28 protein-coding genes and 1 pseudogene are annotated in these 23119 nt (G+C 70.2%); 23 read left to right on the top strand and 6 right to left on the bottom strand.

The window, feature by feature from the left end; translation table 11 throughout:
- Nucleotides 1-13 precede the first annotated feature (13 nt).
- The 15 genes from dnaJ (at nucleotide 14) to OQ02_RS06450 (ending at nucleotide 11690) form a co-directional block, all read left to right on the top strand.
- Nucleotides 14-1159, top strand: coding sequence for a molecular chaperone DnaJ (gene dnaJ / locus OQ02_RS06520; protein WP_033437319.1), 1146 nt, complete (start codon nucleotides 14-16; stop codon nucleotides 1157-1159).
- The gene (locus OQ02_RS06515) at nucleotides 1156-1890 is read left to right on the top strand and encodes a 16S rRNA (uracil(1498)-N(3))-methyltransferase (protein ID WP_033437318.1); all 735 of its coding nucleotides are present in this window, start codon (nucleotides 1156-1158) and stop codon (nucleotides 1888-1890) included. The genes dnaJ and OQ02_RS06515 overlap by 4 nt, the downstream gene beginning before the upstream one ends.
- Nucleotides 1891-1966: 76 nt before the next feature.
- A complete protein-coding gene (locus OQ02_RS46925; RefSeq protein WP_331281525.1) occupies nucleotides 1967-2740 on the top strand; it encodes an alpha/beta hydrolase family protein in 774 nt (257 codons plus the stop codon).
- Between the two features lie 201 nt (nucleotides 2741-2941).
- On the top strand, nucleotides 2942-3283 hold the full coding sequence (locus OQ02_RS06505; RefSeq protein WP_033437316.1) for a histidine triad nucleotide-binding protein: 342 nt from the start codon (nucleotides 2942-2944) through the stop codon (nucleotides 3281-3283).
- Between the two features lie 413 nt (nucleotides 3284-3696).
- A complete protein-coding gene (locus OQ02_RS06500) occupies nucleotides 3697-4764 on the top strand; it encodes a PhoH family protein (protein ID WP_033437315.1) in 1068 nt (355 codons plus the stop codon).
- Between the two features lie 5 nt (nucleotides 4765-4769).
- Entirely contained in the window at nucleotides 4770-5324 is a 555-nt protein-coding gene (gene ybeY / locus OQ02_RS06495; RefSeq protein WP_033437314.1) for an rRNA maturation RNase YbeY, read from the top strand.
- A gap of 13 nt (nucleotides 5325-5337) precedes the next feature.
- Nucleotides 5338-6633, top strand: coding sequence for a hemolysin family protein (locus OQ02_RS06490; protein WP_033437313.1), 1296 nt, complete (start codon nucleotides 5338-5340; stop codon nucleotides 6631-6633).
- On the top strand, nucleotides 6626-6958 hold the full coding sequence (locus OQ02_RS06485) for a hypothetical protein (protein WP_033437312.1): 333 nt from the start codon (nucleotides 6626-6628) through the stop codon (nucleotides 6956-6958). Before OQ02_RS06490 ends, OQ02_RS06485 begins: the two co-directional genes overlap by 8 nt.
- Entirely contained in the window at nucleotides 6959-7288 is a 330-nt protein-coding gene (locus tag OQ02_RS06480) for a hypothetical protein (protein ID WP_033437311.1), read from the top strand.
- Nucleotides 7289-7366: 78 nt separating this feature from the next.
- A complete protein-coding gene (locus tag OQ02_RS06475; RefSeq protein WP_051771943.1) occupies nucleotides 7367-8416 on the top strand; it encodes a hypothetical protein in 1050 nt (349 codons plus the stop codon).
- Between the two features lie 46 nt (nucleotides 8417-8462).
- Nucleotides 8463-9359: a GTPase Era gene (gene era / locus OQ02_RS06470; protein WP_033437310.1), complete on the top strand. Its 897-nt coding sequence runs from the start codon at nucleotides 8463-8465 to the stop codon at nucleotides 9357-9359.
- A 10-nt stretch (nucleotides 9360-9369) separates the two neighbouring features.
- The gene (gene recO / locus OQ02_RS06465) at nucleotides 9370-10122 is read left to right on the top strand and encodes a DNA repair protein RecO (RefSeq protein ID WP_033437309.1); all 753 of its coding nucleotides are present in this window, start codon (nucleotides 9370-9372) and stop codon (nucleotides 10120-10122) included.
- Between the two features lie 49 nt (nucleotides 10123-10171).
- Entirely contained in the window at nucleotides 10172-10993 is an 822-nt protein-coding gene (locus tag OQ02_RS06460; protein ID WP_033437308.1) for an isoprenyl transferase, read from the top strand.
- The gene (locus OQ02_RS06455; protein WP_033437307.1) at nucleotides 10990-11418 is read left to right on the top strand and encodes a YbjN domain-containing protein; all 429 of its coding nucleotides are present in this window, start codon (nucleotides 10990-10992) and stop codon (nucleotides 11416-11418) included. The genes OQ02_RS06460 and OQ02_RS06455 overlap by 4 nt, the downstream gene beginning before the upstream one ends.
- The gene (locus OQ02_RS06450; RefSeq protein WP_033437306.1) at nucleotides 11418-11690 is read left to right on the top strand and encodes a hypothetical protein; all 273 of its coding nucleotides are present in this window, start codon (nucleotides 11418-11420) and stop codon (nucleotides 11688-11690) included. Before OQ02_RS06455 ends, OQ02_RS06450 begins: the two co-directional genes overlap by 1 nt.
- Nucleotides 11691-11732: 42 nt before the next feature.
- Here OQ02_RS06450 and OQ02_RS06445 read toward each other — a convergent pair whose 3' ends face one another.
- A complete protein-coding gene (locus tag OQ02_RS06445) occupies nucleotides 11733-12368 on the bottom strand; it encodes a methyltransferase domain-containing protein (protein ID WP_033437305.1) in 636 nt (211 codons plus the stop codon).
- Between the two features lie 98 nt (nucleotides 12369-12466).
- On the opposite strand from OQ02_RS06445, the gene OQ02_RS06440 reads away from it, so the two are divergent.
- Entirely contained in the window at nucleotides 12467-13477 is a 1011-nt protein-coding gene (locus OQ02_RS06440; protein WP_033437304.1) for a permease, read from the top strand.
- A 13-nt stretch (nucleotides 13478-13490) separates the two neighbouring features.
- Nucleotides 13491-14210 carry a TIGR03943 family putative permease subunit gene (locus OQ02_RS06435; protein WP_033437303.1) on the top strand — a complete coding sequence of 240 codons (720 nt, stop codon included), beginning with the start codon at nucleotides 13491-13493 and terminating at the stop codon, nucleotides 14208-14210.
- A gap of 15 nt (nucleotides 14211-14225) precedes the next feature.
- On the opposite strand, the gene OQ02_RS06430 is transcribed toward OQ02_RS06435, so the two are convergent.
- The 3 genes from OQ02_RS06430 to OQ02_RS06420 are packed head-to-tail and all read right to left on the bottom strand — an operon-like array spanning nucleotide 14226 to nucleotide 15382.
- Entirely contained in the window at nucleotides 14226-14672 is a 447-nt protein-coding gene (locus tag OQ02_RS06430) for a Fur family transcriptional regulator (RefSeq protein ID WP_033437302.1), read from the bottom strand.
- Nucleotides 14669-15070 carry an ArsR/SmtB family transcription factor gene (locus OQ02_RS06425; protein WP_033437301.1) on the bottom strand — a complete coding sequence of 134 codons (402 nt, stop codon included), beginning with the start codon at nucleotides 15068-15070 and terminating at the stop codon, nucleotides 14669-14671. The genes OQ02_RS06430 and OQ02_RS06425 overlap by 4 nt, the downstream gene beginning before the upstream one ends.
- A 45-nt stretch (nucleotides 15071-15115) precedes the next feature.
- On the bottom strand, nucleotides 15116-15382 hold the full coding sequence (locus OQ02_RS06420; RefSeq protein ID WP_081915423.1) for a hypothetical protein: 267 nt from the start codon (nucleotides 15380-15382) through the stop codon (nucleotides 15116-15118).
- A 17-nt stretch (nucleotides 15383-15399) separates the two neighbouring features.
- On the opposite strand from OQ02_RS06420, the gene OQ02_RS06415 reads away from it, so the two are divergent.
- Together OQ02_RS06415 and OQ02_RS06410 are read left to right on the top strand one after the other, a co-directional pair.
- On the top strand, nucleotides 15400-15780 hold the full coding sequence (locus OQ02_RS06415; protein ID WP_033437300.1) for an antibiotic biosynthesis monooxygenase family protein: 381 nt from the start codon (nucleotides 15400-15402) through the stop codon (nucleotides 15778-15780).
- 120 nt (nucleotides 15781-15900) lie between these two features.
- Nucleotides 15901-17286, top strand: a complete 1386-nt coding sequence (locus OQ02_RS06410; protein WP_033437299.1) for a glycine--tRNA ligase — start codon at nucleotides 15901-15903, stop codon at nucleotides 17284-17286.
- Between the two features lie 81 nt (nucleotides 17287-17367).
- Here the strand turns inward: OQ02_RS06410 and OQ02_RS06405 are convergent, their stop codons facing one another.
- Nucleotides 17368-18294, bottom strand: a complete 927-nt coding sequence (locus OQ02_RS06405; RefSeq protein ID WP_033437298.1) for an AraC family transcriptional regulator — start codon at nucleotides 18292-18294, stop codon at nucleotides 17368-17370.
- A 95-nt stretch (nucleotides 18295-18389) separates the two neighbouring features.
- Between OQ02_RS06405 and OQ02_RS06400 the strand changes: the two genes are divergently transcribed.
- A complete protein-coding gene (locus OQ02_RS06400) occupies nucleotides 18390-18809 on the top strand; it encodes an anthrone oxygenase family protein (protein WP_197043226.1) in 420 nt (139 codons plus the stop codon).
- Nucleotides 18810-18816: 7 nt separating this feature from the next.
- Here OQ02_RS06400 and OQ02_RS47120 read toward each other — a convergent pair.
- Nucleotides 18817-18888: pseudogene (locus OQ02_RS47120) on the bottom strand (SEC-C metal-binding domain-containing protein); the annotation flags it as partial.
- Nucleotides 18889-19787: 899 nt separating this feature from the next.
- Here OQ02_RS47120 and OQ02_RS42205 point away from each other — a divergent pair.
- From OQ02_RS42205 to OQ02_RS06385, 3 genes are read left to right on the top strand one after another with little or no spacing between them, the layout of a single operon-like run.
- On the top strand, nucleotides 19788-20063 hold the full coding sequence (locus tag OQ02_RS42205) for a hypothetical protein (RefSeq protein ID WP_081915422.1): 276 nt from the start codon (nucleotides 19788-19790) through the stop codon (nucleotides 20061-20063).
- Entirely contained in the window at nucleotides 20056-20661 is a 606-nt protein-coding gene (locus OQ02_RS06390) for a DUF6879 family protein (protein WP_033437295.1), read from the top strand. Before OQ02_RS42205 ends, OQ02_RS06390 begins: the two co-directional genes overlap by 8 nt.
- A gap of 12 nt (nucleotides 20662-20673) precedes the next feature.
- Nucleotides 20674-23100 (top strand): ATP-binding protein, encoded by a 2427-nt coding sequence (locus tag OQ02_RS06385; RefSeq protein WP_033437294.1) that lies wholly within the window; start codon nucleotides 20674-20676, stop codon nucleotides 23098-23100.
- Nucleotides 23101-23119: the final 19 nt, after the last annotated feature.

The raw sequence follows: 23119 nt of genomic DNA, 5'->3' as shown, positions 1-23119 counted from the left end.
AGGAGGAAACACGGTGGCGAGGGACTATTACGGCACGCTCGGGGTCGCCAAGAACGCGACTCCCGACGAGATCAAGCGCGCCTACCGCAAGCTCGCGCGGCAGCTGCACCCCGACATCAACCCCAACGAGGAAGCGCGCTTCAAGGAGGTGACCGCCGCCTACGAGGTCCTTTCGGACCCGAAGAAGCGGCAGGTCGTCGACCTGGGCGGCGACCCGTTGGACTCGGGCGGCGGCCGGGGCGGCGGCGACCCGTTCGCGGGTTTCGGTCTCGGCGACATCATGGACGCGTTCTTCGGCGCGGGCGGCGGCGGTGGACGTGGTCCGCGCAGCCGCGTGCAGCCCGGTTCCGACGCGCTGATCCGGCTGTCGATGACGTTGGAGGAGTGCGCGGCGGGCGCCTCGCGCGAGCTGACCGTCGACACGGCCATCCTGTGCGACCGGTGCGTCGGCAGCGGCTGCGCGGACGGCTCGTCCCCGATCCGCTGCGACACGTGCGGCGGGCGGGGCGAGGTGCAGTCGGTGCAGCGCTCGTTCCTGGGCCAGGTCGTGACCGCCCGGCCGTGCCCGGTGTGCCGCGGTCTCGGCGAGGTCATCCCGGACCCGTGCCAGCAGTGCGCGGGTGACGGTCGGGTGCGTTCCCGGCGGACCATCTCGGTGCAGATCCCACCCGGCGTGGCCGAGGGCATGAGGGTCCGGCTGGCCGGTCAGGGCGAGGTCGGCCCCGGCGGCGGACCGGCGGGCGACCTGTACGTCGAGGTCGAAGAGGTGCCGCACGAGGTCTTCGAGCGGGAGGGCGCGAACCTGCACTGCTCCGTGCGCATCCCGATGACGACCGCCGCCCTGGGCGCGGTGCTGCCGCTGCAGACGCTGGACGGCGAGGAGGAGCTGGAGATCGAGCCCGGCACCCAGCCGAACACCGAGCTGGTGCTCACCGGGCGCGGCATGCCCCGGCTGCGGTCGAGCGGGCGCATCGACGGCCGCGGCGACCTGCACGTCCACCTCGAAGTCGTGACGCCGACCAAGCTGGACGCCCGGCAGGCCGAACTGCTGCGCGAACTGGCCGTGTCGCGCGGTGAGGACGAGCCGACGCTCGCGCACAACGGCAAGGGCGGCGGGGGGCTGTTCTCGCGGCTGCGCTCCGGCCGCAACCACCGGTGACGCTGCCCGTCTTCCTGGTCGCCGCGCTGCCCTCCGGTGCCGAGGCCGTGCTGGACGGCCCGGAAGGGCGGCACGCGGCCACCGTGCGGCGGTTGCGCGCGGGGGAGGAGCTGGTGCTCTCCGACGGCACGGGCGCACAGGTGCGGTGCGTGGTGTCGGAGGCGTTGAAGGACTCGCTGCGGCTAAGCGTCGTGGAGCGGTGGGTCGTGCCGCCGCCGTCCGTGCGGGTGGTCGTGGCGCAGGCGCTGGTGAAGGGCGACCGCGGCGAACTGGCCGTGGAGCTGGCCACGGAGGCGGGCGTGGACGGCGTCGTGCCGTGGCGGGCATCGCGCTGCGTGACGAAATGGGAGGAAGGTCCGCGCGGGGCCAAGGCCCTCGAACGCTGGCGGAGCACCGCGCGCGAGGCGGCCAAGCAGGCTCGCCGGGCCCGCGTGCCGTCGGTCGGGGAACCCGTTTCGACGTCCGGGCTGGTGCGGCTGGCGGCGTCCTCGGCGGCGGCTCTGGTATTGCACGAATCAGCGTCGGTGGGCATCGGATCGGTTCAGCTGCCCGCTTCGGGTGATGTGCTGCTGGTCGTCGGACCGGAAGGCGGCATCACCGACGAGGAATTGTCGGCGTTGACCGGTGCGGGCGCGCAGGCCGTTCGACTGGGGCACACAGTGCTGCGCGCGTCCACCGCGGCGGCCGTGGCTTTGGGTGCGCTGGGTGTGCTGACCGATCGCTGGGCGTAATGAGGGTTGCTCCCTTCTGGCGAACACCTGAAGTAGGGGTTACGCTCATGGGCAGAGGGGCTGCATTCGCATAGCCGTGATCGGCCCTTCGACACCAGACTCGCCGGACACCTCCCCCCTCGGTCCGGCGCCGCCGCGTCGTGGTGGGACGACCCCCAGGTCCCACCGCGACGCGGCCTCTTTTTTGCGTACAGGATGGTTTCGATTGCGCATCGTCTACGGGCCGCACCCGAGCCAGTTCGGGGAGTATTCCTCGCCGCTTGGTGAATCATTTCCCGTTGTCGTGGTAATCCATGGTGGTTTTTGGCATCAGCGATATGGGCTGGAACTCGGCCGACCCCTCGCCGCCGACCTGGTCGCCCACGGCGTGGCCGCCTACAACATCGAGTACCGCCGGGTGGGCGGTGGCGGTGGGTGGCCTGCGACGGGAGACGACGTGCTGGCCGCGATCGACGCCCTCGACCCCGCACTCGGCCCCGTAGTCACGCTGGGTCACTCCGCCGGCGGTCACCTCGCCGTCTGGGCCGCCGCCCGCCACCCGCGCGTGTCCGGCGCCGTCGCCCAGGCGGGGGTGCTCGACTTCCTCCAGCACCCGCAGATCACCCGCCGTGCGGCGGAACTGCTGGGCGGCACCCCCGCCGAGGTCCCGGCCCGCTACGCCGACGCCTCCCCGGCCGCCCAGCTCCCGATCGCCAAGCCCCTGGTCCTGGTGCACGGCGAGGCGGACGAGGACGTGCCGTTCGCGCAGAGCGAGGCGTTCGCCGCGGCCTCCGGCGCCGAGCTGATCGCCCTCCCCGACACCGACCACATGTCCCTGGGAACCTGTGAGTCCTACGTTCGGAACCTGTGAGTCCTACGTTCGGAACCTGTGAGTCCTACGTTCGGAACCTGTGAGTCCTACGTTCGGAACCCGTGAGTTCAACGCTCGCGTCCCACGGCGGCCGTTCTGAGCGTTCAACTCGGGGGTCCCGAACGTAGGACTCGCGGGTTCGGAAGGTACGACTCACGCGACGCGAACGTAGGACTCACTGGTGGGTTAGCCTGCGGAGCCATGTCCGACTGCCTGTTCTGCCGCATCGTCGCCCGCGAGATCCCGGCGACCGTGGTGCACGAGACCGACACCACGCTGGCGTTCCGCGACATCGCCCCCCAGGCCCCGACGCACGTCGTGCTGGTGCCCAAGGTGCACGCACCGGACGCCGTGGCGCTCGCCGCCGCCGCGCCCACCGTGCTGGACGACCTGTTCCTGGCCGCCGGTGAAGTGGCGAAGGCCGAGGGCGTCGTGGACAGCGGCTACCGGCTGCTCTTCAACACCGGCGAGGACGCGGGCCAGACCGTGTTCCACGCCCACCTGCACGTGCTCGGCGGACGTCGGCTCGGCCCCCTGGCCTGACGTCCTGCCCGAAGACCTCGCGCAGGCGTGAACCGGCACCGCCGAACGCCCTGATGAGCACCGTCACCGAGTGCCGTTGCCGACCTGCCGTACGAAGTCGCGTGCAAGCGATGTCGAGGGCGTTCAGCACGGCTTGATGGCGTCGACCAGCACGAAAACGGTTCCGGCGCGCGGCGGGAACGGCTACTCCCCACGTTCCCGGTACCGCGGCCGGTCCGGTGCGAGGCGGGTGCAGGCGGGCACGTCGTCGGCGGTCGGCGAGCGCGATCCCGCCACGCTCTTGGTGAACACGCCGTGTCCAACCCGTTGTTACTCCAGTGCGGACTGTCGGTGGGGACGGCTAGCATCGGACGCAGAAGGTCGAGTTCACCCCGAGCACGGCGCGAACGCGCAGGAAGAGGGCCCGAGGCCACGTGGCCGGTACCGCTGACAACACGCCGCAGGCAGACCGGGCCGCGGCCGACGCCCAATCCAAGTTCGCCGTGCCCGACGGTGCGGTGCTCGCCCTGCTCGGGTCGCGTGACGAGAACCTCCGACTCGCCGAGGAGCTGCTCGACGCCGACGTGCACGTGCGCGGCAACGAGATCACGCTCTCCGGCCAGCCCGCCGACGTCGCGTTCGCCGAACGGGTGTTCTCCGAGCTGATCACCCTCGCCGGCCGCGGCCAGCAGGTGGGCCCCGACACGGTCCGCCGCACGGTTGCGATGCTGTCCGCGGGCACCAGCGAGTCGCCCGCCGAGGTGCTGAGCCTCGACATCATCTCCCGGCGTGGCCGCACGATCCGGCCGAAGACGCTGAACCAGAAGCACTACGTGGACGCGATCGACCAGAACACCGTCGTGTTCGGCATCGGCCCCGCGGGCACCGGCAAGACCTACCTGGCCATGGCGAAGGCCGTGCAGGCGCTCCAGGCCAAGCAGGTCAACCGCATCATCCTGACCCGCCCGGCGGTCGAGGCGGGCGAGCGGCTCGGCTACCTGCCCGGCACGCTCTACGAGAAGATCGATCCGTACCTGCGCCCCCTGTACGACGCGCTGCACGACATGGTCGACCCCGAATCCATCCCGCGCCTCACTCAGGCGGGCACGATCGAGGTCGCCCCACTGGCCTACATGCGCGGTCGGACCCTTAATGACGCGTTCATCATCCTGGACGAGGCGCAGAACACGACGCCCGAACAGATGAAGATGTTCCTCACCCGTCTGGGGTTCGGCTCGAAGATCGTGGTGACCGGCGACGTCACCCAGGTCGACCTGCCGGGTGGTCAGCGCAGCGGCCTGAAGGTGGTCCGGGACATCCTGGAAGGTGTGGACGACGTCCACTTCTCCATCCTGACCAGCAGCGACGTGGTCCGCCACCGGCTGGTCGCGGACATCGTGGACGCCTACGAGAAGTGGCAGGTCGACCAGGACGAGGGCGACGCGCACCAGCACCACACCGGACCCGGTGCGCGGTCGCGCGGGCAGCGCCGGGGACGATAGGCGCCGTGAGCATCGAGATCGCGAACGAGTCGGGCGTCCAGGTGGACGAGTCGTCCATCGTCGCCGCCGCCAGGTTCGCCCTGGACCGGATGGGCGTCAGCCCGTTGGCCGAGCTGTCCGTCCTGCTGGTCGAGCTGGACGTGATGGCCGACCTGCACCAGCGCTGGATGGACCTGCCCGGCCCGACGGACGTGATGGCGTTCCCGATGGACGAGCTGGACTCGGCCCGCCGACCGGACGCCGCGGGCCTCGGCCCGGCGCTGCTCGGGGACATCGTGCTGTGCCCGGACTTCGCCAAGGACCAGGCGAAGAAGGCGGGCCACAGCCTGATCGACGAACTGCACCTGCTGACCGTGCACGGCGTGCTGCACCTGCTCGGCTACGACCACGCGGAGCCCGCCGAGGAGCGGGAGATGTTCACGTTGCAGAACCGCATCCTGGGCGACTTCCGCACCGCCGCGGCCGATGCCGAGCGCAAGTCCGCGCAGCGCGAGGCCGATTCGAAGCTGCTCGGGGCGGTCGGCCTGGAGGACGCGGACCGGCCCGAGTCGACACCCTGAGGCGGCCGAGGTGATGGGCAGTCCCACCGGCTTGCTGGTGCTGGCCGCGGTGTTGGTGTTGTCGGCGGGTGCGTTCGCGGGGGTGGACGCGGCCCTCGGCACGGTGTCGCGGGCGCGGGTCGAGGCGTTGCAGCGGCAGGGTCGGGCCGGCACCGGTCACCTGATCGCGCTGCTGGCCGACCGGCCGCGGCACGTGAACCTGTTGCTGTTGCTGCGCCTGGGCTGCGAGCTGGCGGCGACGGTGCTGGTGACGGTGGTGTGCCTGGGGCTCATCGGGAGCGACTGGGTGGCCATGCTGGTCGCCGGCCTGAGCATGCTCGTGGTGTCGTACGTGTTGGTCGGCGTGGGTCCGCGGACGCTCGGCCGGCAGCACCCGTACGCGGTGAGCCTGCTCGCGGCGGGTCCGATCCGGGTGCTCGGCCGGGTGCTGGGGCCGTTGAGCAAGCTGCTGATCCTGGTCGGCAACGCGATCACCCCCGGCAAGGGTTTCCGCGAGGGTCCGTTCTCGTCCGAGGTCGAGCTGCGCGAGCTGGTGGACATGGCGCAGGAACGCGGCGTCGTGGACGAGGGCGAGCGGGAGATGATCCACTCGGTCTTCGAGCTGGGCGACACGATCGCGCGCGAGGTGATGGTGCCGCGCACCGAGATCGTGTGGATCGAGCAGACCAAGTCGGTCCGGCAGGCGCTGGCCCTGTCGCTGCGCACCGGGTACACCCGGGTGCCGGTGATCGGGGAGAGCGTGGACGACATCGTCGGCGTGGTGAACCTCAAGGACCTGGTGCGGCTGACGCTGGCCGAGGAGCCGAACGGCACGACGGTGGCGGACGTGATGAAGCCGGCGTCGTTCATCCCGGACTCGAAGCCGCTCGCGGACCTGCTGCGGGAGATGCAGCTGTCGCGCAACCACCTGGCGATCGTGGTGGACGAGTACGGCGGCACAGCGGGGCTGCTCACGATCGAGGACATCCTGGAGGAGATCGTCGGCGAGATCACCGACGAGTCCGACACGGACGACCGGCCGCCGGTGGAGCACCTGACCGACGGCTCGGTGCGGGTCAGCGCGCGACTGCCGGTGGACGACCTGGACGCGTTGTTCGGCACTGAGCTGGACGACCACGAGGTGGAGACCGTCGGCGGTCTGCTGGCCCAACGCCTGGGCCGGGTGCCGCTGCCGGGTACCGAGGCGGAGATCGCGGGCCTGCGGATGCGGGCCGAGGGCGGCAAGGACGAACGCGGGCGGATGCGCATCACGACGGTGCTGGTCCGCCCGGTGAACGGCGACGACAGCGAGGGGACCAACGGTGACTGACCTCGACCCCGAGGACCAGAAGATCATCACGCTGGCGCGTTCGGCGCGGGCTCGGACGGGTACGCCCGAGGGTGCGGCGGTGCGGGACACCGACGGCCGGACCTACGCGGCCACCACGGTCGCCCTGCCGTCGCTCAAGTTGACCGCGTTGCAGGCCGCGGTGGCCGCCGCCGTGTCCAGCGGCGCCGAGGGCTTGGAGGCGGCGGCCGTCGTCACCGCCGCCGGTGCGGTGGACGAGGACTCGCTGGCCGCCGTGCGCGACCTGACGGCCGATGCGAAGGTCTTCCGCGCCGACGCGTCGGGCGCCGTGCAGGAGACCGTGTAAGTGCGCGACTACATCACCGTGTGCCGCGGCTGCTGCTGCGGCACCGTCAAGAAGCACCCGGATTACGACCACGACGAGCAGGTGCGGCGGTTGCGGGCGTTGGCCGACAACTCCGGCGGCCGGTTGCGAATGCGCACCGCCGACTGCCTCGACGCGTGCGAGAACTCGAACGTGATCGTGGTGAAGCCGGCGGGCCAGAAGCCGGTGTGGCTGGGGTTCGTCCTGCACGACGCGGTGATGGACGACCTGGAGCGCTGGCTGGCCGACGGCGGCCCGATGCCGACGACCCTCGAGGTGAACCGCATCGTGCCACCCGCGAAGCAGGCCTGAGCCACACGCCCGCGTGTGGGTTCGCCAAGCGATTAGGATCGCGATCATGATCACGAGAATCGAGTCCTCCGTCCGCCGGTGAGCGAGACGACCGGGGCGGGCCCCCGGATCTCCCTGTACGACCACGCGCTCCGCCTGCACGAGCGGCACCCCGACGCACCGCTGCCGAGGGACGGCGAGCCGTTCCCGAACGAACCGGCCCGGCGCCGCCGGATCGACGACCAGCGCCTGGTGGGCACCGATGTCGCGGCGGCGTTGGACCGGCACTTCGCCGACCCGGCCGCCGAGCACCACGTCCTGGCCGAGGCCGTGCGCGACCTGGCCGTGCCGATCCACCGCAACGACCACATCACCGCCGCCGCGCTGCGGGCCGACCGGGAACGGGTCCGGGACACCGGCCGGTGGCTGGTTCGCCACGGCACCGACAAGTCGTCCGTCGCCGTCGGCCTCGCGCTGCTGGCGTCCGACCGGGCAGGGGACGACATCCCGCTGATTCGCACGATCGGCTTGTTGTCGAACACGTTCGGCCCACTCGCCGCCGAGGCGCTGAAACGCCGCCGGAGGGGTGTCGACGCCCTGCTGTGGCTGGGTGACCGGGTCGCCGGCTGGGGCCGCGTCTACGTCGTCGAGGCGTTGTGCCAGGTCGGCGGCGACGAGGTGCGGAGTTGGCTGCTCCGCAGGTCGTGCGACGGCGACTTCCTGAACGGCTACTTCGCGGGCCGGGTGGCCACCGAGGCGCACCTGCACGAGGCGATCACCACCGAGTCCGACGACGATCTCGTGGACCACACCGCGCGGATCCTGTCGACGATGGCCGGGTGCGGCGGCATGGGCATGACCCTGGAGGGCTACCCGCCCGCCCACGCGGTCCTGACGGCGCACGCGGGCCACCTGGGGCGGCAGGAGGCCACGCAGGCGCGGCTCCGGCACGTGCTCGCGATTGCGCACCACCTCCACACGACCGGTGCGCGGGAGCTGCTGGACCGCTACCGGGCCGTGCTCGACCGGGACGAGTGGTGCGCGGTGGTCCGCGCGGCGCCCGAGGACGACGACTACCTGTCGTGGTTCCGGGAGGAGCGGGCGCCGGGGCTCGGGCTGCGGGCGTTTCGAGGACTTGACAACGACTGACCAGGGCTGGCGCGGCGCGGCCGGCGGGTGCGGGGACAATGGGCGGATGGATGGTTACCGTTCCGGGTTCGCGTGCTTCGTCGGCCGCCCCAACGCAGGCAAGTCGACGTTGACCAACGCGCTGGTCGGGACCAAGGTCGCGATCACGTCGAGCAAGCCGCAGACCACCCGACACACCATCCGGGGCATCGTGCACCGCGAGGACGGTCAGCTGGTCCTGGTGGACACCCCCGGCCTGCACCGCCCGCGCACGCTCCTCGGTCAGCGCCTCAACGACCTGGTCCGCGAGACGTGGAGCGAGGTGGACGTGGTCGGGTTCTGCGTGCCCGCCGACCAGAAGGTCGGCCCCGGCGACAAGTTCATCGCCGCCGAGCTGGAGAAGATCGCCAAGCGCACGCCCGTCATCGGCATCGTCACCAAGACCGACCTGGTCAGCCAGCAGCAGGTGGCCGAGCAGCTGCTCGCGCTCCAGAAGGTGATGGACTTCGCCGACCTGATCCCGGTCTCCGCGGTGGACGGCTACCAGGTCGACGCCCTCGCCGACCTGGTGCTGGGCAAGCTGCCCGAGGGCCCGGCGCTGTACCCGGACGGCGAGCTGACCGACGAGCCGGAGCTGACCCTGGTCGCCGAGCTGATCCGGGAGGCCGCGCTGGAGGGCGTGCGGGACGAGCTGCCGCACTCGATCGCCGTCGTGGTCGAGGAGATGCTGCCGCGCGAGGGCCGGGACGACCTTGTCGACATCCACGCGAACGTGTTCGTCGAGCGCCCCAGCCAGAAGGCGATCATCCTGGGCCACCGTGGCGAGCGGCTGAAGCAGGTCGGCATCACCTCGCGCCGGCACATCGAGAAGCTGCTCGGCACGCGCGTCTACCTCGACCTGCACATCAAGATCGCCAAGGACTGGCAGCGCGACCCGAAGCAGTTGCGCAGACTCGGCTTCTAGGGGGTTCCCCATGGCGAACCTCTACCGGGACACCGGAGTGGTCCTGCGGGTGCAGAAGCTCGGCGAAGCGGACCGCATCATCACGCTGCTCACCCAGAAGCACGGCAAGGTGCGCGCGGTCGCCAAGGGCGTGCGCCGGACGTCGTCCCGGTTCGGCGCGCGGCTGGAGCCGTTCGGGCACGTCGACGTGCAGTTCTACCCCGGGCGGTCGCTGGACGTGGTCACCCAGGTGGAGACCCTGGACGCGTTCGGCGTGGTCCTGGTGGACGACTACCAGCGCTACACGGCGGCGTGCGCGGTGCTGGAGACGGCCGACCGGCTCACGGCCGAGGAGGGCGAACCCGTCCTCCGGCTGTACCTGCTGGTCACCGGCGCACTGCGGGCGCTCGCGGCGAAGGAGCGGGACGCCTCGCTCATCCTCGACGCCTACCTGATGCGGGCGATGGCGTTCGCGGGGTGGGCGCCCGCGGTGGACGACTGCGCGCGCTGCGGTGACCCGGGGCCGCACACGGCGTTCAACGTGCACGCGGGCGGCATGGTGTGCCCGCGGTGCCGTCCGCCGGGCAGCGCCACGCCGTCCGCGGACACGCTGCGCCTGCTCGCCGCCCTGCTCCACGGCAGGTGGGACGTGGTGGAGGGCATCCCCACCGGTGCTCGGCGCGACGCCAGCGGCCTGGTCGCCGCGCACCTCCAGTGGCACCTGGAACGGCAGTTGCGCTCGCTGCCCTTGGTCGAGCGAAAGGCGCAGCCGGCCGACGGTTAGAGTCACCTGCCCCACGAAAAACCCCGCAGTCACCCCTGAGAGGACCGTCATGCTCCGCCGACGGCGGGTCGAGCGCGTCCAGCGCGCTCCCCGACCCCCGGAACCCCACCCGACCGGCGCCACACCGCCCGTGCTGCCCGTGGACCTCGTGCCCCGGCACATCGCGATCGTGATGGACGGCAACGGGCGTTGGGCCAACCAGCGCGGCCTGTCCCGGGTCGAGGGGCACAAGCGCGGTGAGGCCGTCGTGGTCGAGGCGGCCAAGGGCGCCATCGAGATGGGCGTGAAGTGGCTGTCGTTGTACGCGTTCTCCACCGAGAACTGGCGGCGCAGCCCGGAGGAGGTGCGCTTCCTCATGGGCTTCAGCCGCGACGTGATCCACCACCGCACCGACGAGCTCGACGAGCTGGGCGTGCGGGTGCGGTGGGCCGGCCGTCGCCCGAGGCTGTGGCGCAGCGTCATCAAGGAGCTGGAGGTCGCCGAGGAGCGCACGAAGGAGAACGACGTGCTGAACCTCGCGATGTGCATCAACTACGGCGGGCGGGCCGAGGTCGGGGACGCGGCGCGGGAGATCGCCAGGCTGGTGGCCGCCGGGAAGATCAACCCGGAGAAGGTGGACGAGCGCACCCTCGCGAAGTACATGTACCAGCCCGACATGCCGGACGTGGACCTGTTCATCCGGCCGTCCGGCGAGCAGCGCACGTCGAACTTCCTGCTGTGGCAGTCGGCGTACGCGGAGATGGTGTTCCAGGACATCCTGTGGCCGGATTTCGACCGGCTGGACCTGTGGCGCGCCTGTGAGGCGTACGCCATGCGCGACCGGCGCTTCGGTGGCGCTGTCGACAAGCCCGACGTGGAGGATTCGGAGTGACCGACGAGGACGCCGCGGTGACCGCGGAACTGCTCACCGCGGCCCGTGAGGCGTTGGAGATGTTCCACGAGGTGCACGTCGACGACGACGGGGCGCTGAGCTTCCAGCACGCGGAGGTGCCGTGCGCGGTGCAGGCGATGCGGTTGGCCGAGGGCCTGACCGTGCTCAGCCTGACGTGCGTGGTGGCGTGGGATCTGCCGAACGACCCGACGCTGGCCGTGTCCGCCGCTGAACGCGCTGGTCAGGGCCTGTTCGGCACGCTCGGTGTGGTGAACACCGAGCGGGGGATGGATGTGACGCTGCGCTACGCGTTCCCGGCCGAAGGGCTCAAGCCGGAGCCGTTGAGCACGCTGCTCATGTTGGTCGTGTCCACTGCTTCGCAGCTGCGCAACGAGCTGCTCGCCGGAACCGGGGACGGTGCCTGATGGCTGGTGTGATCGTGTACGAGCCCGACGACGAGTTCGACGTGGAGGGCCTGCCCTGGGCCATCACGTTCGAGGCGTCGGCGGGGGAGGAGTGGGCCTCGTTCGTGTGCGGGCCTTATGAGCGGGACGACGCGGTGAAGCTGGCCGAGGAAGTGCTCGCCGCGAGCCGTGGCGTGACGGCCGTGGTGGAGCCGTTGTTGCCGGTGATCGAGGCGGCGGACGTGCTGGCGACCATCGCCGAGCTGCGGGACGAGGACGAGGCGCCCGAGTAGGCGTCGTCGGCGGGGTGGAGGGCGGCTTCGTCGACCACCCCGCTAGGCGTCGGCGTCCTCCACGAAGGTGAACATGCGCGTGCCCGCGACCAGAGGCCGCGGTTCGCCGTGGAAGCGGTGCGCGCCGACGCCGTAGCCCACGCCCGGGTCGGACAGCCACCGGCGTTCGAAGCCGCGCTCCTCGAACCACTCGCAGATCAGCGGCACCCGGTCCGGGGCGTCGCGGTGTCGGGTCCAGATGACGGTGCCACCCTTCCGGACCAGCCCGGCGCAGTGGTCGACGGTCCGCTCGATGTCCTCCTCGGTGATGTTGCCGAACACCCCGCAGACCAGCACGAGGTCCGCCGGCGCCAGGTCCCGGTAGTGGTCGGTGATCGACGCGTCGGCCGTCAGCACCTCCACGCCCGTCAAGCCGGCCGCCCGCGCCGTCGCTCCGGCGATCGCCGCGTTCCGCGCGTCCAACTCCACCAAGCGCGCCCGGACGTCATCGCGCCTCGGGTGGTCGGCGAGCACGCCCAGCAGGTCGTGTCCCTGGCCGGCGCACAGGCTGAGCACCTTCAGCGGCCCGGACGGGCTGTCGTCCAGCGCGGCCCGGACCTGCGCCCGGACGGCATGCAGCCGCAGCGCCAGCCGGGAGTCGGGACGGTCGTAGTCCGCGTGCCACCGGTGCCAGTCCACGACTTGAACGTACCGCTCGTGACCGTCGTGTGGCCGGTGGCTGAAGACCAGCCGTAGGTCGGTGAGCAGCGGGCAGTGGTTCTGGCATCATCTCGACAGTGACAATCACTGGCGAGATCCGTGGGTCGCGCCAGCGCCGCCCGTCGCCGCGCTGGAGGATCACTTCCCTCGAAGTGCTCTGCGTGCTGCTCGTGCTGGCGCTGGTGTTGCAGGACTGGCTGGTCGGCGCGCTCGACGTGGCGGTGCTGCGGACGGCGTCCACCGTCTTCGTCGCGATCTGCGTGCAGGCCCTGCCGTTCCTCGTGCTCGGCGTGCTGATCAGCGGCGCGATCGCGGCGTTCATCCCGGCGAGCGCGCTGCGTCGGGCGTTGCCGAAGAAGACCGCGTTCGCCGTGCCCGTCGCCGGTGTCGCCGGGGTGGCGTTGCCGGGCTGCGAGTGCGCGTCCGTGCCCGTCTCCCGCCGCCTGATGCAGCAGGGCGTGGCACCCGCGGCGGCGCTGACGTTCCTGCTCGCCGCGCCCGCGGTGAACCCGATCGTGCTGGTCTCCACGGCCGTCGCGTTCCCCAACGCGCCGATGATGGTGCCCGCGCGGTTCTTCGGCGCCCTCCTCACCGCCGTGGTCATGGGCTGGCTCTGGACCCGCTTCGGCAAGGCCGAGTGGATCGCCGAGCGCGCGCTGCGCCGACTGCCCGACAACGACGGCACGTCCCGCTGGGTGGTGTTCGCCGAGACCGCGCGGCACGACCTGGTCGACGCGGGCGGGTTCCTGGTGCTCGGCGGGGTGTTCGCGGCGGCGTTCAACGTGCTCGTGCCGCAGGCCTGGCTGGAGACGCTCGGCGGTCAGATCGTGCTGGCCGTGCTGGTGCTGTCGCTGCTGGCCGTGGTGCTGGCGCTGTGCAGCGAGGCCGACGCGTTCGTCGCGGCCTCCATGTCGGCGTTGCCGCTGCTGCCGCGGCTGGTGTTCCTGGTCGTCGGCCCGGCGGTCGACGTCAAGCTCATCGCGCTGCAAGCGGGCGCGTTCGGCAAGTCCTTCGCGGCGCGCTTCGCCCCCGCCACGTTCGTGGTGGCGATCGCGTCGGCCCTGGCGGCGGGAGCGGTGTTCCTGTGAGGCGTGAGAACCCATGAGACGAGAAACGCAGAACATCCTGCTGGTGCTGCTCGGCGGCGCCCTGGTGAAACTGGCGCTGACCGGCACCTACCTGCGGTACGTCAAGGAGTCGTTGCAGCCCTGGCTGGTCGTCACCGGCGCCGTCATGGTGGTGTTGGCGCTCGTGTCGGTCGTGCGTGACATCCGCGGCGGCGTGGAGAACCCCAGCGGGATCGAGCACGCGGGGCACGAGCACGGCACGTCCAGGAGCCCGTGGATGCTGCTGCTGCCGGTCTTCGCCGTGTTCCTGATCAGCCCGCCCGCGCTGGGCGCGGACACGGTCAACCGGTCCGACCGCAACGCCGCGCAGGAGGCCAAGGCGTCGAACGGCTTCGCGCCGCTCCCGTCCGACGAGGTCATCCCGCTCACCATCAGCGAGTTCGTCACCCGCACCGCGTGGGACGACTCCGGCTCGCTGGACGACCGCACGGTCAAGCTCACCGGGTTCGTCGTGCGCAAGGACGGCGACGTGTTCGTCGCCCGGCTGACGATCTCCTGCTGCGCCGCGGACGCCTCGCCGGTCAAGGCGAAGATGGTGGGTCAGGACTTCGGCGCGCTGCCGATCGACCAGTGGGTCGAGGCCACCGGCCGGGTCGTGCCCGGCTCGGCGACCAAGGAAAGCGCGTTCGTGCCGACGTTCACCGTGTCCGAGGTGGTGCCGATCGCCACGCCGGAGGACACCTACGAGGGCTGAACCACGGGGGTTGAACTAGGACGGCTGCGCCTTCCCGCCCTTCCCGGAGGCGGCGCAGTCCCGGCACGTGCCGAAGATCTCCACCGTGTGGCTGACCTCGACGAACCCGTTCTCCGCCGCGACGCGGTCGGCCCACTTCTCCACCGCCGGGCCCTCGACCTCCACCGTGCGCCCACAACCCCGGCACACGAGGTGGTGGTGGTGGTGCTGGGAGCAGCGCCGGTAGATCGCCTCACCGGAGTCCGTCCGCAGCACGTCCACCTCGCCGGCGTCGGCCAGCGACTGGAGCGTGCGGTAGACCGTGGTCAGGCCGATGCCCTCACCGCGTTTGCGCAGCTCCTCGTGCAGCTCCTGGGCCGAGCGGAACTCGCCGAGTGAATCGAGCAGCTTGGACACGGCGGTGCGCTGCTTGGTCGAACGCAGCCCGGGAACCGCGGTGGTCGGGCGCTCGCTTGTGGTCACATCTCCTCCGTCCGGGGGGTCCGGTCGGTCTGGTTGATACCACGCGGCCCCTCCTCGACATGGGTCACCGCGTCCACCACGATGTGCGAGAGGTGCTCGTCGACGAGTCGGTAGACGACTTCGCGGCCGTGCCGCTCCCCGTGCACCACGCCGGCGGCCTTCAGCACCCGCAGGTGCTGGCTGATCAGCGGCTGGGCCACGCCCAGTGCCTCGACCAGCTCGTGCACGCACCGGTCGGCCTCGCGCAGTTGCAGCACGATCGCGATCCGCACCGGCGCGGCGAGCGCCCGCAGCAGCTCACCGGCGGCGGACAGGGTCCGCGCGGCTTTCCTCGGCGCCGGCGGGGGTACGCGGCGCTCCGGGGAGTGCACGTGTTCGCCCCGCACTCCGACCGTCACGGCGCCTCCCACGTGGTATGGATTTTCACCACCGATACTACGGCGCTAGACCACCGACACCGCGATGAGCACCAGCAGGCCGAGCACGACCAGCCTCAGCCCGCGTGCGCTCGGCGTCAGCAGGGGCCAGGTCACGGCGAGCATCGTCGCCACGCCCAGGGCGAGCACGCCGAGCAGCAGCGCGCCGACCGTGCCCTGCAGCCACACGCCCAGGCCGAACAAAGCCAGGACCAGCAGGAACACGACGGGTGCCGGCACACGGGCGAGCGGGCCGGAGCCGGGGATCAGGGTGCGCTTCGGGTAACGAGCCACCGTGGCATCCTTGCACCGTGCTGCTCGTGTGCCGCTTCACCGTGGCGGAAACCGACGTCGAGGCGTTCACCGGACGGGTCGACCGGGCGTTGTCGCTGCTCACGGCCCAGGCAGGCTGCCGGCGCGGCCAGCTGTCCCGGTCGACGGACGAGGCGGACCGGTTCGTGCTGACCGTCGAGTTCGACTCGGTGGTGGCGTACCGGCGGGCGTTGTCGCCGTTCGACGTGCGCGAGCACGTCATCCCGCTGCTGTCCGAGGCGAACACCGACGAACCGGCCGCCTACGAGCCGCTGCTGGTCGCCGCCGACGGTGGGGTGCGCCGCGAGGTGAGCCTCCTGGCGCGCGACGCGGGCACCGTCCGCCTGGGCGAGGCCGCCGGCCCGACCACCCCGCGCTGACCGTCGACGGGTCGCCTGATCGGGGACCCCGATGGGGACAGGGTCGCTGGGCGCGGGCCGGGGAGGACTACGCTGGCAAGCCCGTTTCCATACCTTTCTGCATCTCCCGATGGAGTGTCCGTGGCAGCCGATCGCATCGAGACCGTCGTCAGCCTGTGCAAGCGCCGCGGGTTCGTGTACCCGTGCGGCGAGATCTACGGCGGCACCAGGTCGGCCTGGGATTACGGTCCGCTCGGTGTCGAGCTGAAGGACAACATCAAGCGCCAGTGGTGGAACTTCATGGTGCGGGGCCGCGAGGACGTCGTCGGCCTGGACTCGTCGGTGATCCTGCCCCGCGAGGTGTGGGCCGCGTCCGGCCACGTGGACGCGTTCGTCGACCCGCTGATCGAGTGCAACTCGTGCCACAAGCGGTTCCGGCAGGACACGCTGGTCGAGGAGTACGCGGAGCGCACCGGCAAGGTCGTCGCCGAGGGTGACGTGTCGGACGTGCCGTGCCCGAACTGCGGCACCCGCGGCCAGTACACCGAGCCGAAGATGTTCAACGGGCTGCTCAAGACGTACCTCGGCCCGGTGGAGACCGACGAGGGCCTGCACTACCTGCGCCCGGAAACCGCGCAGGGCATCTTCACGAACTTCCTGAACGTGCAGACCACGTCGCGCCGCAAGCCGCCGTTCGGCATCGGCCAGATCGGCAAGAGCTTCCGCAACGAGATCACGCCGGGCAACTTCATCTTCCGCACCCGTGAGTTCGAGCAGATGGAGATGGAGTTCTTCGTCGAGCCGGGCACGGACGAGGAATGGCACCAGTACTGGATCGACGAGCGCAGCCGCTGGTACACCGAGCTGGGTATTTCCAAGGAGAACCTGCGGCATTACGAACACCCGAAGGAAAAGCTCTCGCACTACTCGAAGCGCACCGTCGACATCGAGTACCGGTTCCAGTTCGGCGGCCAGGAGTGGGGTGAGCTGGAAGGAATCGCGAACCGCACCGATTTCGACCTGAACACCCACTCGAACCACTCGGGCGTCGACCTGTCGTACTTCGACCAGGCCACCAACTCGCGCTACCGGCCGTTCGTGATCGAGCCCGCCGCGGGCGTCGGCCGGCCGATGATGGCGTTCCTGCTGGAGGCGTACACGGAGGACGAGGCGCCGAACGCCAAGGGCGGTGTGGACAAGCGGGTGGTGCTCCGGCTGGACCGCAGGCTCGCGCCGGTGAAGGCCGCGGTGCTGCCGCTGTCGCGCAACGCCGACCTGTCGCCGAAGGCCAAGGACCTGGCCAACGCGCTGCGCAAGCACTGGAACATCGAGTTCGACGACGCCGGCGCGATCGGCCGCCGCTACCGCAGGCAGGACGAGATCGGCACGCCGTTCTGCGTGACGGTCGACTTCGACACCCTCTCCGACCACGCGGTGACGGTGCGGGAGCGGGACACGATGTCGCAGGAGCGCGTGTCGATGGACCAGTTGGAGGGCTACCTCGCCGCACGCCTGATCGGCGCGTGACCAAGTCCTGCCGGTTCTGAGCGTTGAATTCGGGGGTCCTGAACGTAGGACTCTCGCGTTCTGAACGTAGGACTCACGGGTTCAGGTGGTGGCGCGGTGTTCGGACGGGCTGATGCCGCGTTCCCGCTTGAACGCCGTGCTCAACGCGAACGCGGTGCTGTAGCCGACCTGGCGGGCCACCGAGCCCACGGTCGCCGACGGTTCGCGCAGCAGGTCGGCGGCCAGCGTGAGCCGCCAGTCGGTCAGGTAGGCCATCGGCGGTTCGCCGACGAGTTCGGTGAACCGCCGGGCCAGCGCCGCCCGCGACACCCCCACCGCGTCCGCCAGCGAACCGACCGTCCACGGTCGCGCCGGGTCGCTGTGCAGGAGCCGCAACGCCCGCCCCACCACGGGGTCGGCGTGTGCCGTGTACCAGCTCGGCGTGTCCGCCTCCGGCCGGCAGAACCACGCCCGCAGGACCGAGATGAGCAGCAGGTCGAGCATCCGGTCGAGGACGGCTTCCTGACCCGGCTCGTCACGGGTGATCTCCGCTGCCAGCAGCGGCACCAGCGGCAGTTCCGCGCGCGGGACGACGAGGAACGGCGGCAGCACCGACAGCAGCCGCCGGCTCACCTCGCCGTCCAGCTGGTAGGTGCCGCTGAGCATCACCACCGCGCCGTCGGGGTTCGCGCCCCACGTCCGTACGCCCAGGCCCCACTGCTCGCACAGGGCGGCGCCGTCCGGCGTGGTGCTGATCTCGCCGGGGTGGATCACCGCCTGCACGGGCGTGGCCGGGTCGTCCGCCAGCGTGTACGGCTCGGGTCCGCGCACCACCGCCACGTCACCGGCGCGCAGCGGCACGGGCGCGCCGTCGCCGACCAGCAGGCACCCGTCACCGCGGACCAGCGCCACCACGCACAGCGGCGCGCGGTCCTCGATGCGCACCGAGTACGGCGGGTCGAGGACGGTCCGCATCAGGAACGCGCCACGGGCGCGCGGCCCGTCCAACAACCCGGCGAGAGCATCCACGGAACCCAGCCTAGAGACGCCCGCGTATGCCTTCGAGCGTTCAGGCCATGGAAGGTCCACCCCAGGTCGACTTGACTGGTCGCATGTTCCCCACGGTGACGATCATCGCGGCCCTCGGCTGCGGGATGATGGCAGGAGTCTTCTTCGCGTTCTCCGCGATGGTCATGCCCGGTCTGCGGCGAGCCGAGCCCGAAGTCGGGATCGCGGCCATGAGGGCGATCAACCTCGCCGTGGTGAACCCCGCGTTCATCGGCGTCTTCGTCGGCACGGCGGTCGTCGGCGTCGTGGCGGCGTTCGAAGGCGACCCGTGGGCGTGGGCGGGCGCGACGCTGTACGTGCTGGGCGGGATCATCCTCACCGGCGCCTTCCACATCCCGCGCAACAACGAGCTGGAACGCCTCGCCACCACCGACTACTGGACCCGCTACCTGCGCGAGTGGGTGCCGATGAACCACCTCCGGTCGCTGCTCTCGCTCGCCGCCGCCGCGTCGTTCACCCTCGCCGCCCTCAACTAGCGCACGCTCAGTCGCGGTGCCGGCGGCCACAGCACTCCTTGTACTTGACGGTCGAGCCGCACCAGCAGGGCGCGTTGCGGGCCGTGGGCCTCCAGGAGCCGCGTGGTCGTCAGCGGCACCAGGGTGATCCGGGCGGCGCCGGCCTCGGACAGCTCGCGGTTGGCGGCCTCGCGCTGGCGATGATGACGTCGACGTCCGCGTGCTGCACCACTTCAGGCCAGGTATTCCCGCGCTCCGCGCTGGTCGGCTCTCCTTCCGCTCTGGTTCGGCACTCGGTATTCGGCATTTCGGCGCGGTCCGCGGCGGGTGGGCTGGGCGCGGTGGCGCTCGTGCCACTCGCGCTGTCCTCGGGCGTCGTGCTCCACCAAGCCACGCCCTGCCCTGCGGCGGTGTCTGGCGTGGGCATGAGGGCATGGAGCAGACGTTTGAACGACGCCAGCCCACTCACCGGGACCCCGCCGCGATCGTGAACGCTTGTGTGCCACGTTGAGCCAACGCCTCAGCCGCACCGAAGCGGTGTCCGAAGCCGTGTCACAGGCCTCGGTCAGGCCGACGACCTTGACGGCCTTGGCATCGTGGGGAGTTCGCCACCGTCGCGCCCTCACGGCCAAAGCAGCGCAACCGGGTGACTTGTTTCCGATGCTCACGTCGTGTCGGACCGTGTCCGGGAAGCTCCCGAATCGACGCAGGACCTTCATCTATCAGGGTGAACAGCTGTGGTCGAGCATTGCGCAGCGTGTGCGGTCGCGCTGAAAGGCCGAGTTGTCGCGCCCCTTCTGGTCTGCGGATGTTGGTCCGAGCATCAACCGGGCAGGGTCGGTCGAGTGTCGCCCATACGGTTACCGACTGTGAGCTTGCCCTTTCACCTGGTAGAGACAAGAGGCCGTGCCGGCGCATTGCGGCCACCCGACGACGGCAGTACGCTCACAAATAGTTACCTCAACGAACTATTGTGCCCGTCAATCGTGGGGAAGCCTCATGAATCGTAGATGGGAAGCTGACGAATCGGCCTCTTTCACACGGCGGCTGGGGAAACGGGCGGTCGAGTTGGATCCGCCTCATTCTGAGGATGAAGACGGCTGTCCGGAGATCTGGGAGCTCGACAACGGGGATGTGGCGGTAATCGGGCGTGATCTCACCGAGGCTTACCGGTCGCGCTTGCCGGAAGAGGTGAGAATAGGTCGTGACGAGCGACTGGTAATCATTCCCGGCGGAATTCTCAGTGCCGCGAAACCGCACATCGCCGATGCATGACACCGGAGCACTGGTCCTCGACCGGGTCGATGGCACACGACTGGGCCTCGCGGAGTACAAGGCGGAATTCCGGGCGCGGCGCGGTCAGGTGAGCAACGCCGACTCCTGGAAGTTCGAGCGGCGACAGCACTTCGAGGAGAACTCCGCCGGTCGGAACGCGTTCCGGCAAGGTGACTGGGGCAAGGCGATGAGGATCCTCGAAGGACGGCGCCGGGAGTTCGAGGACTCGGTCCGCGAAGACCTGGCCAGGGGTACGGTGTTCCACCGCGTCCGTGTCGTCGCGGAACCCCTTTCGCCGTACTTGCAGTGGGAGTTGCGATCGCTGCGGGTCCAGGCCGAATGCGGCAAGCCCATCCGGGTGGTGAGCGCGGAATCCCTGGCCGAACGCGAGGGTGGCGGACTGCTGCCGGAAGTCGTAATTCTGGGCGGGCGAACGCTCTACGAAGTCCTCTACACCGACTCCGGAGTGCCGGACGGAGCTGTCCGCTTCACCGATCCGACGATCATCCGCACCTGGACGGATTTCATCGACGACCTCTACGGGACAGGCGAGGACGTGATCGATTACGTGGACCGCCTGCCCCCATTACAACTGTGAGACCGCAAGGAGGTGTTCCCGATCGACCCCCGCGGCAACCGTGACGAGCGCTTCGGCGAGACGCATTCGCAGATGTCCGGAAGCTCCCGTGACGTGGTGCAGGCGGCCAGCATCAGTGGCGGTGTGCACATCCATCACGGGGTCGCGGATGTGCTCGCACCGGCGGGTGAAGGGCCTCCGCGTCAACTGCCGGCGGAGCTGCGCATCTTCGTCAATCGAGTCGAAGAGATCAGGAACCTCGCCGAGTTGATTTCCGGCGGTTCCGACCAGCCCGTCGGTGGGGCCGTGCAGATCATCTCCGGTACTGCGGGGGCAGGTAAGACCGCGCTCGCCCTGCGGTACGCGCACCACCTGGCCGACCGTTTCCCCGATGGTCAGCTGTACGTGAACCTGCGTGGGTACGACCCGGGCGTCCCATTGGCGCCCTTCACGGCGTTGAGTCGTTTCCTGGTCGCTCTCGGCGTGCCATCCGCGGCAATCCCGGACGACGTCGAGATCGCCGCCGCCATGTACCGCTCCCTGCTCGCGAACCGGACGATGCTGGTGGTGCTGGACAACGCGGCCACGGCAGCCCAGGTGAGACCGCTGATTCCAGGCGGCTCCCGATGCCTCACCATTGTCACCAGCCGCAGCCAACTGTCCGGTCTGGCCATTCACGATGGCGCGCGGCGGGTGACCATCGGGCGGCTGACCGAATCCGACAGCGTCAAGCTTCTGCAAGAGGTCATGACGGGATACCGGCCCGCGGATGGCGTGGAGCAACTGGCCGAGCTCGCCCGGCTGTGTGCCAGGCTGCCCATCGCCCTGCGGATCGCCGCCGAACGCGCTGCCATACACCCTCGTCAACCCCTCGCCGGGTTGATAGAAGAACTGCGGGACGAGTCGGCCCTGTGGGATGCGTTGAGCGTGGGCGACATGGGGGAAGAGGATTCGGTCCGCCCTGTTTTCGCCTGGTCGTACCGAGCACTGTCGGCCGAGTGCTCGCAACTCTTCCGGCTGCTCGGGATGCATCCGGGGTACGAATTCGGTATCGACTCCGCTGCCGCGCTCGCCGGCACCAGCGTCCGCCGTGCCCGACAACTGCTGGACAGACTGGTCACCATGCACGTAATAGAGCAGACCACGCCGGGTCGGTATGAGATGCACGATCTTCTGCGTGCTTTCTCCATCGAGCAACTGCAGGTGGAGGAGAGGCCGGAAACGCGAGCAGCGGCCCTTGAACGGGTGCTCGACTGGTACCTGCGGGCCGCGGATGCGGCGCAGGCCCTGATCATGCCTCAACGTAATCGAGTGGCGATCGGCCCACCTCGCCACGACATCGTCGTGCAGCCTTTCGCCGGGTACGATGCCGCAGTCGACTGGGCGGAACACGAGCACGGCAATTTCCTGCCCGCCGTGCAGGTCGCGGTGAAGCACGGGTTCGACCGGCACGCCTGGCAACTGGCTCTCGTGCTCTGGAGTGCCAAAGCACCCTCGACGCCGACCGCAGAGTGGCTGCCGATCGGTGAAGCGGGCCTGGCAGCCGTCCGACGGGTCGGCGACGCACAAGGCGAAGCAGCGCTGCTCCAGAGCCTCGGCTTCGCCTACGTCAAGGTCAACAACCTGTCCGAGAGCCTGAAGAACCACCGCGGCGCACTCGAGATCCGGCGCGAATCGGGTGATTCGGCCGGACAGGCGGAGACGTTGAACGCGCTCGGCAGCGCCCATCTGCGATGGCGTCAGCTGAAGGCGGCCGAAGAGCATTTCGCGCAGGCACAATCGCTCTACCGCGAGCTCGGCTCCGTGCACTGGGGCGCGGTAGTCCTGGGCAACCTCGCGACCGTGCGGCACCAGGCCGGTCGCTACGCCGAGGCGGCTGCCGACATAGAGCAGGTGCTGGCCGTTCACCAGGCGCAGGGGAACAAGCGCGGCATCGGCAACGCCTTGCACCTGCTCGGCCGGATCCACCTCGATCAGGGCAATGCGGGTGAGGCGCTTCGCGTGGCGCAGCAAGCGGTCGAACTCGCTCTGGACCTGCGAAGCCACGTGCTCGAAGGCTATTGGCTGTTGACGTTGGCCGACGCGCAGGTGGCACTGGGGCGGCCGGCTGAAGCGCTGCCTTCCTACCAGCGGTCCGCGGTACTGCACCGGCGCCTGGGCGACCGGATCCGGGAATCGCTCGCGTGGCACGGAGCCGGCACCGCATACCGACGACTGGGCAGAGAGGACGAAGCGGCGGACTTCCACCGTTCCGGGATCGCCGTGTTCCGGGAGGTCGGGCACACGTGGTACGAGGCGATGTCGCTCAACGGGCTGGCGGCGGCGCTGCGTGACAGCGATGCCGGGCTGAGCGTCGTGCACTGGAACGCCGCGCTCCGCTTGTTGGCGGATCACGACGACCCCCGCGCGGTCGGCATCCGGCGGCGCATCGAAGGGCACCTCGCGGAAACCCGCGACTGACTTCGACCGGCGCGGAGGG

The organism is Saccharothrix sp. NRRL B-16314, from assembly GCF_000716595.1.
In the GTDB taxonomy this organism is placed as follows: domain Bacteria; phylum Actinomycetota; class Actinomycetes; order Mycobacteriales; family Pseudonocardiaceae; genus Actinosynnema.
This window is presented reverse-complemented; position numbering and strand designations above follow the sequence as displayed.

What these genes read in the sequence shown, in the direction of transcription:
- OQ02_RS06505 (WP_033437316.1), top strand. Translation starts at nt 2,942, where the DNA reads ATGTCCGACTGCCTGTTCTGCCGCATCGTCGCCCGCGAGATCCCGGCG.
- OQ02_RS06490 (WP_033437313.1), top strand. Translation starts at nt 5,338, where the DNA reads ATGGGCAGTCCCACCGGCTTGCTGGTGCTGGCCGCGGTGTTGGTGTTG.
- era (WP_033437310.1), top strand. Translation starts at nt 8,463, where the DNA reads ATGGATGGTTACCGTTCCGGGTTCGCGTGCTTCGTCGGCCGCCCCAAC.
- recO (WP_033437309.1), top strand. Translation starts at nt 9,370, where the DNA reads ATGGCGAACCTCTACCGGGACACCGGAGTGGTCCTGCGGGTGCAGAAG.
- OQ02_RS06460 (WP_033437308.1), top strand. Translation starts at nt 10,172, where the DNA reads ATGCTCCGCCGACGGCGGGTCGAGCGCGTCCAGCGCGCTCCCCGACCC.
- OQ02_RS06450 (WP_033437306.1), top strand. Translation starts at nt 11,418, where the DNA reads ATGGCTGGTGTGATCGTGTACGAGCCCGACGACGAGTTCGACGTGGAG.
- OQ02_RS06435 (WP_033437303.1), top strand. Translation starts at nt 13,491, where the DNA reads ATGAGACGAGAAACGCAGAACATCCTGCTGGTGCTGCTCGGCGGCGCC.
- OQ02_RS42205 (WP_081915422.1), top strand. Translation starts at nt 19,788, where the DNA reads ATGAATCGTAGATGGGAAGCTGACGAATCGGCCTCTTTCACACGGCGG.
- OQ02_RS06390 (WP_033437295.1), top strand. Translation starts at nt 20,056, where the DNA reads ATGCATGACACCGGAGCACTGGTCCTCGACCGGGTCGATGGCACACGA.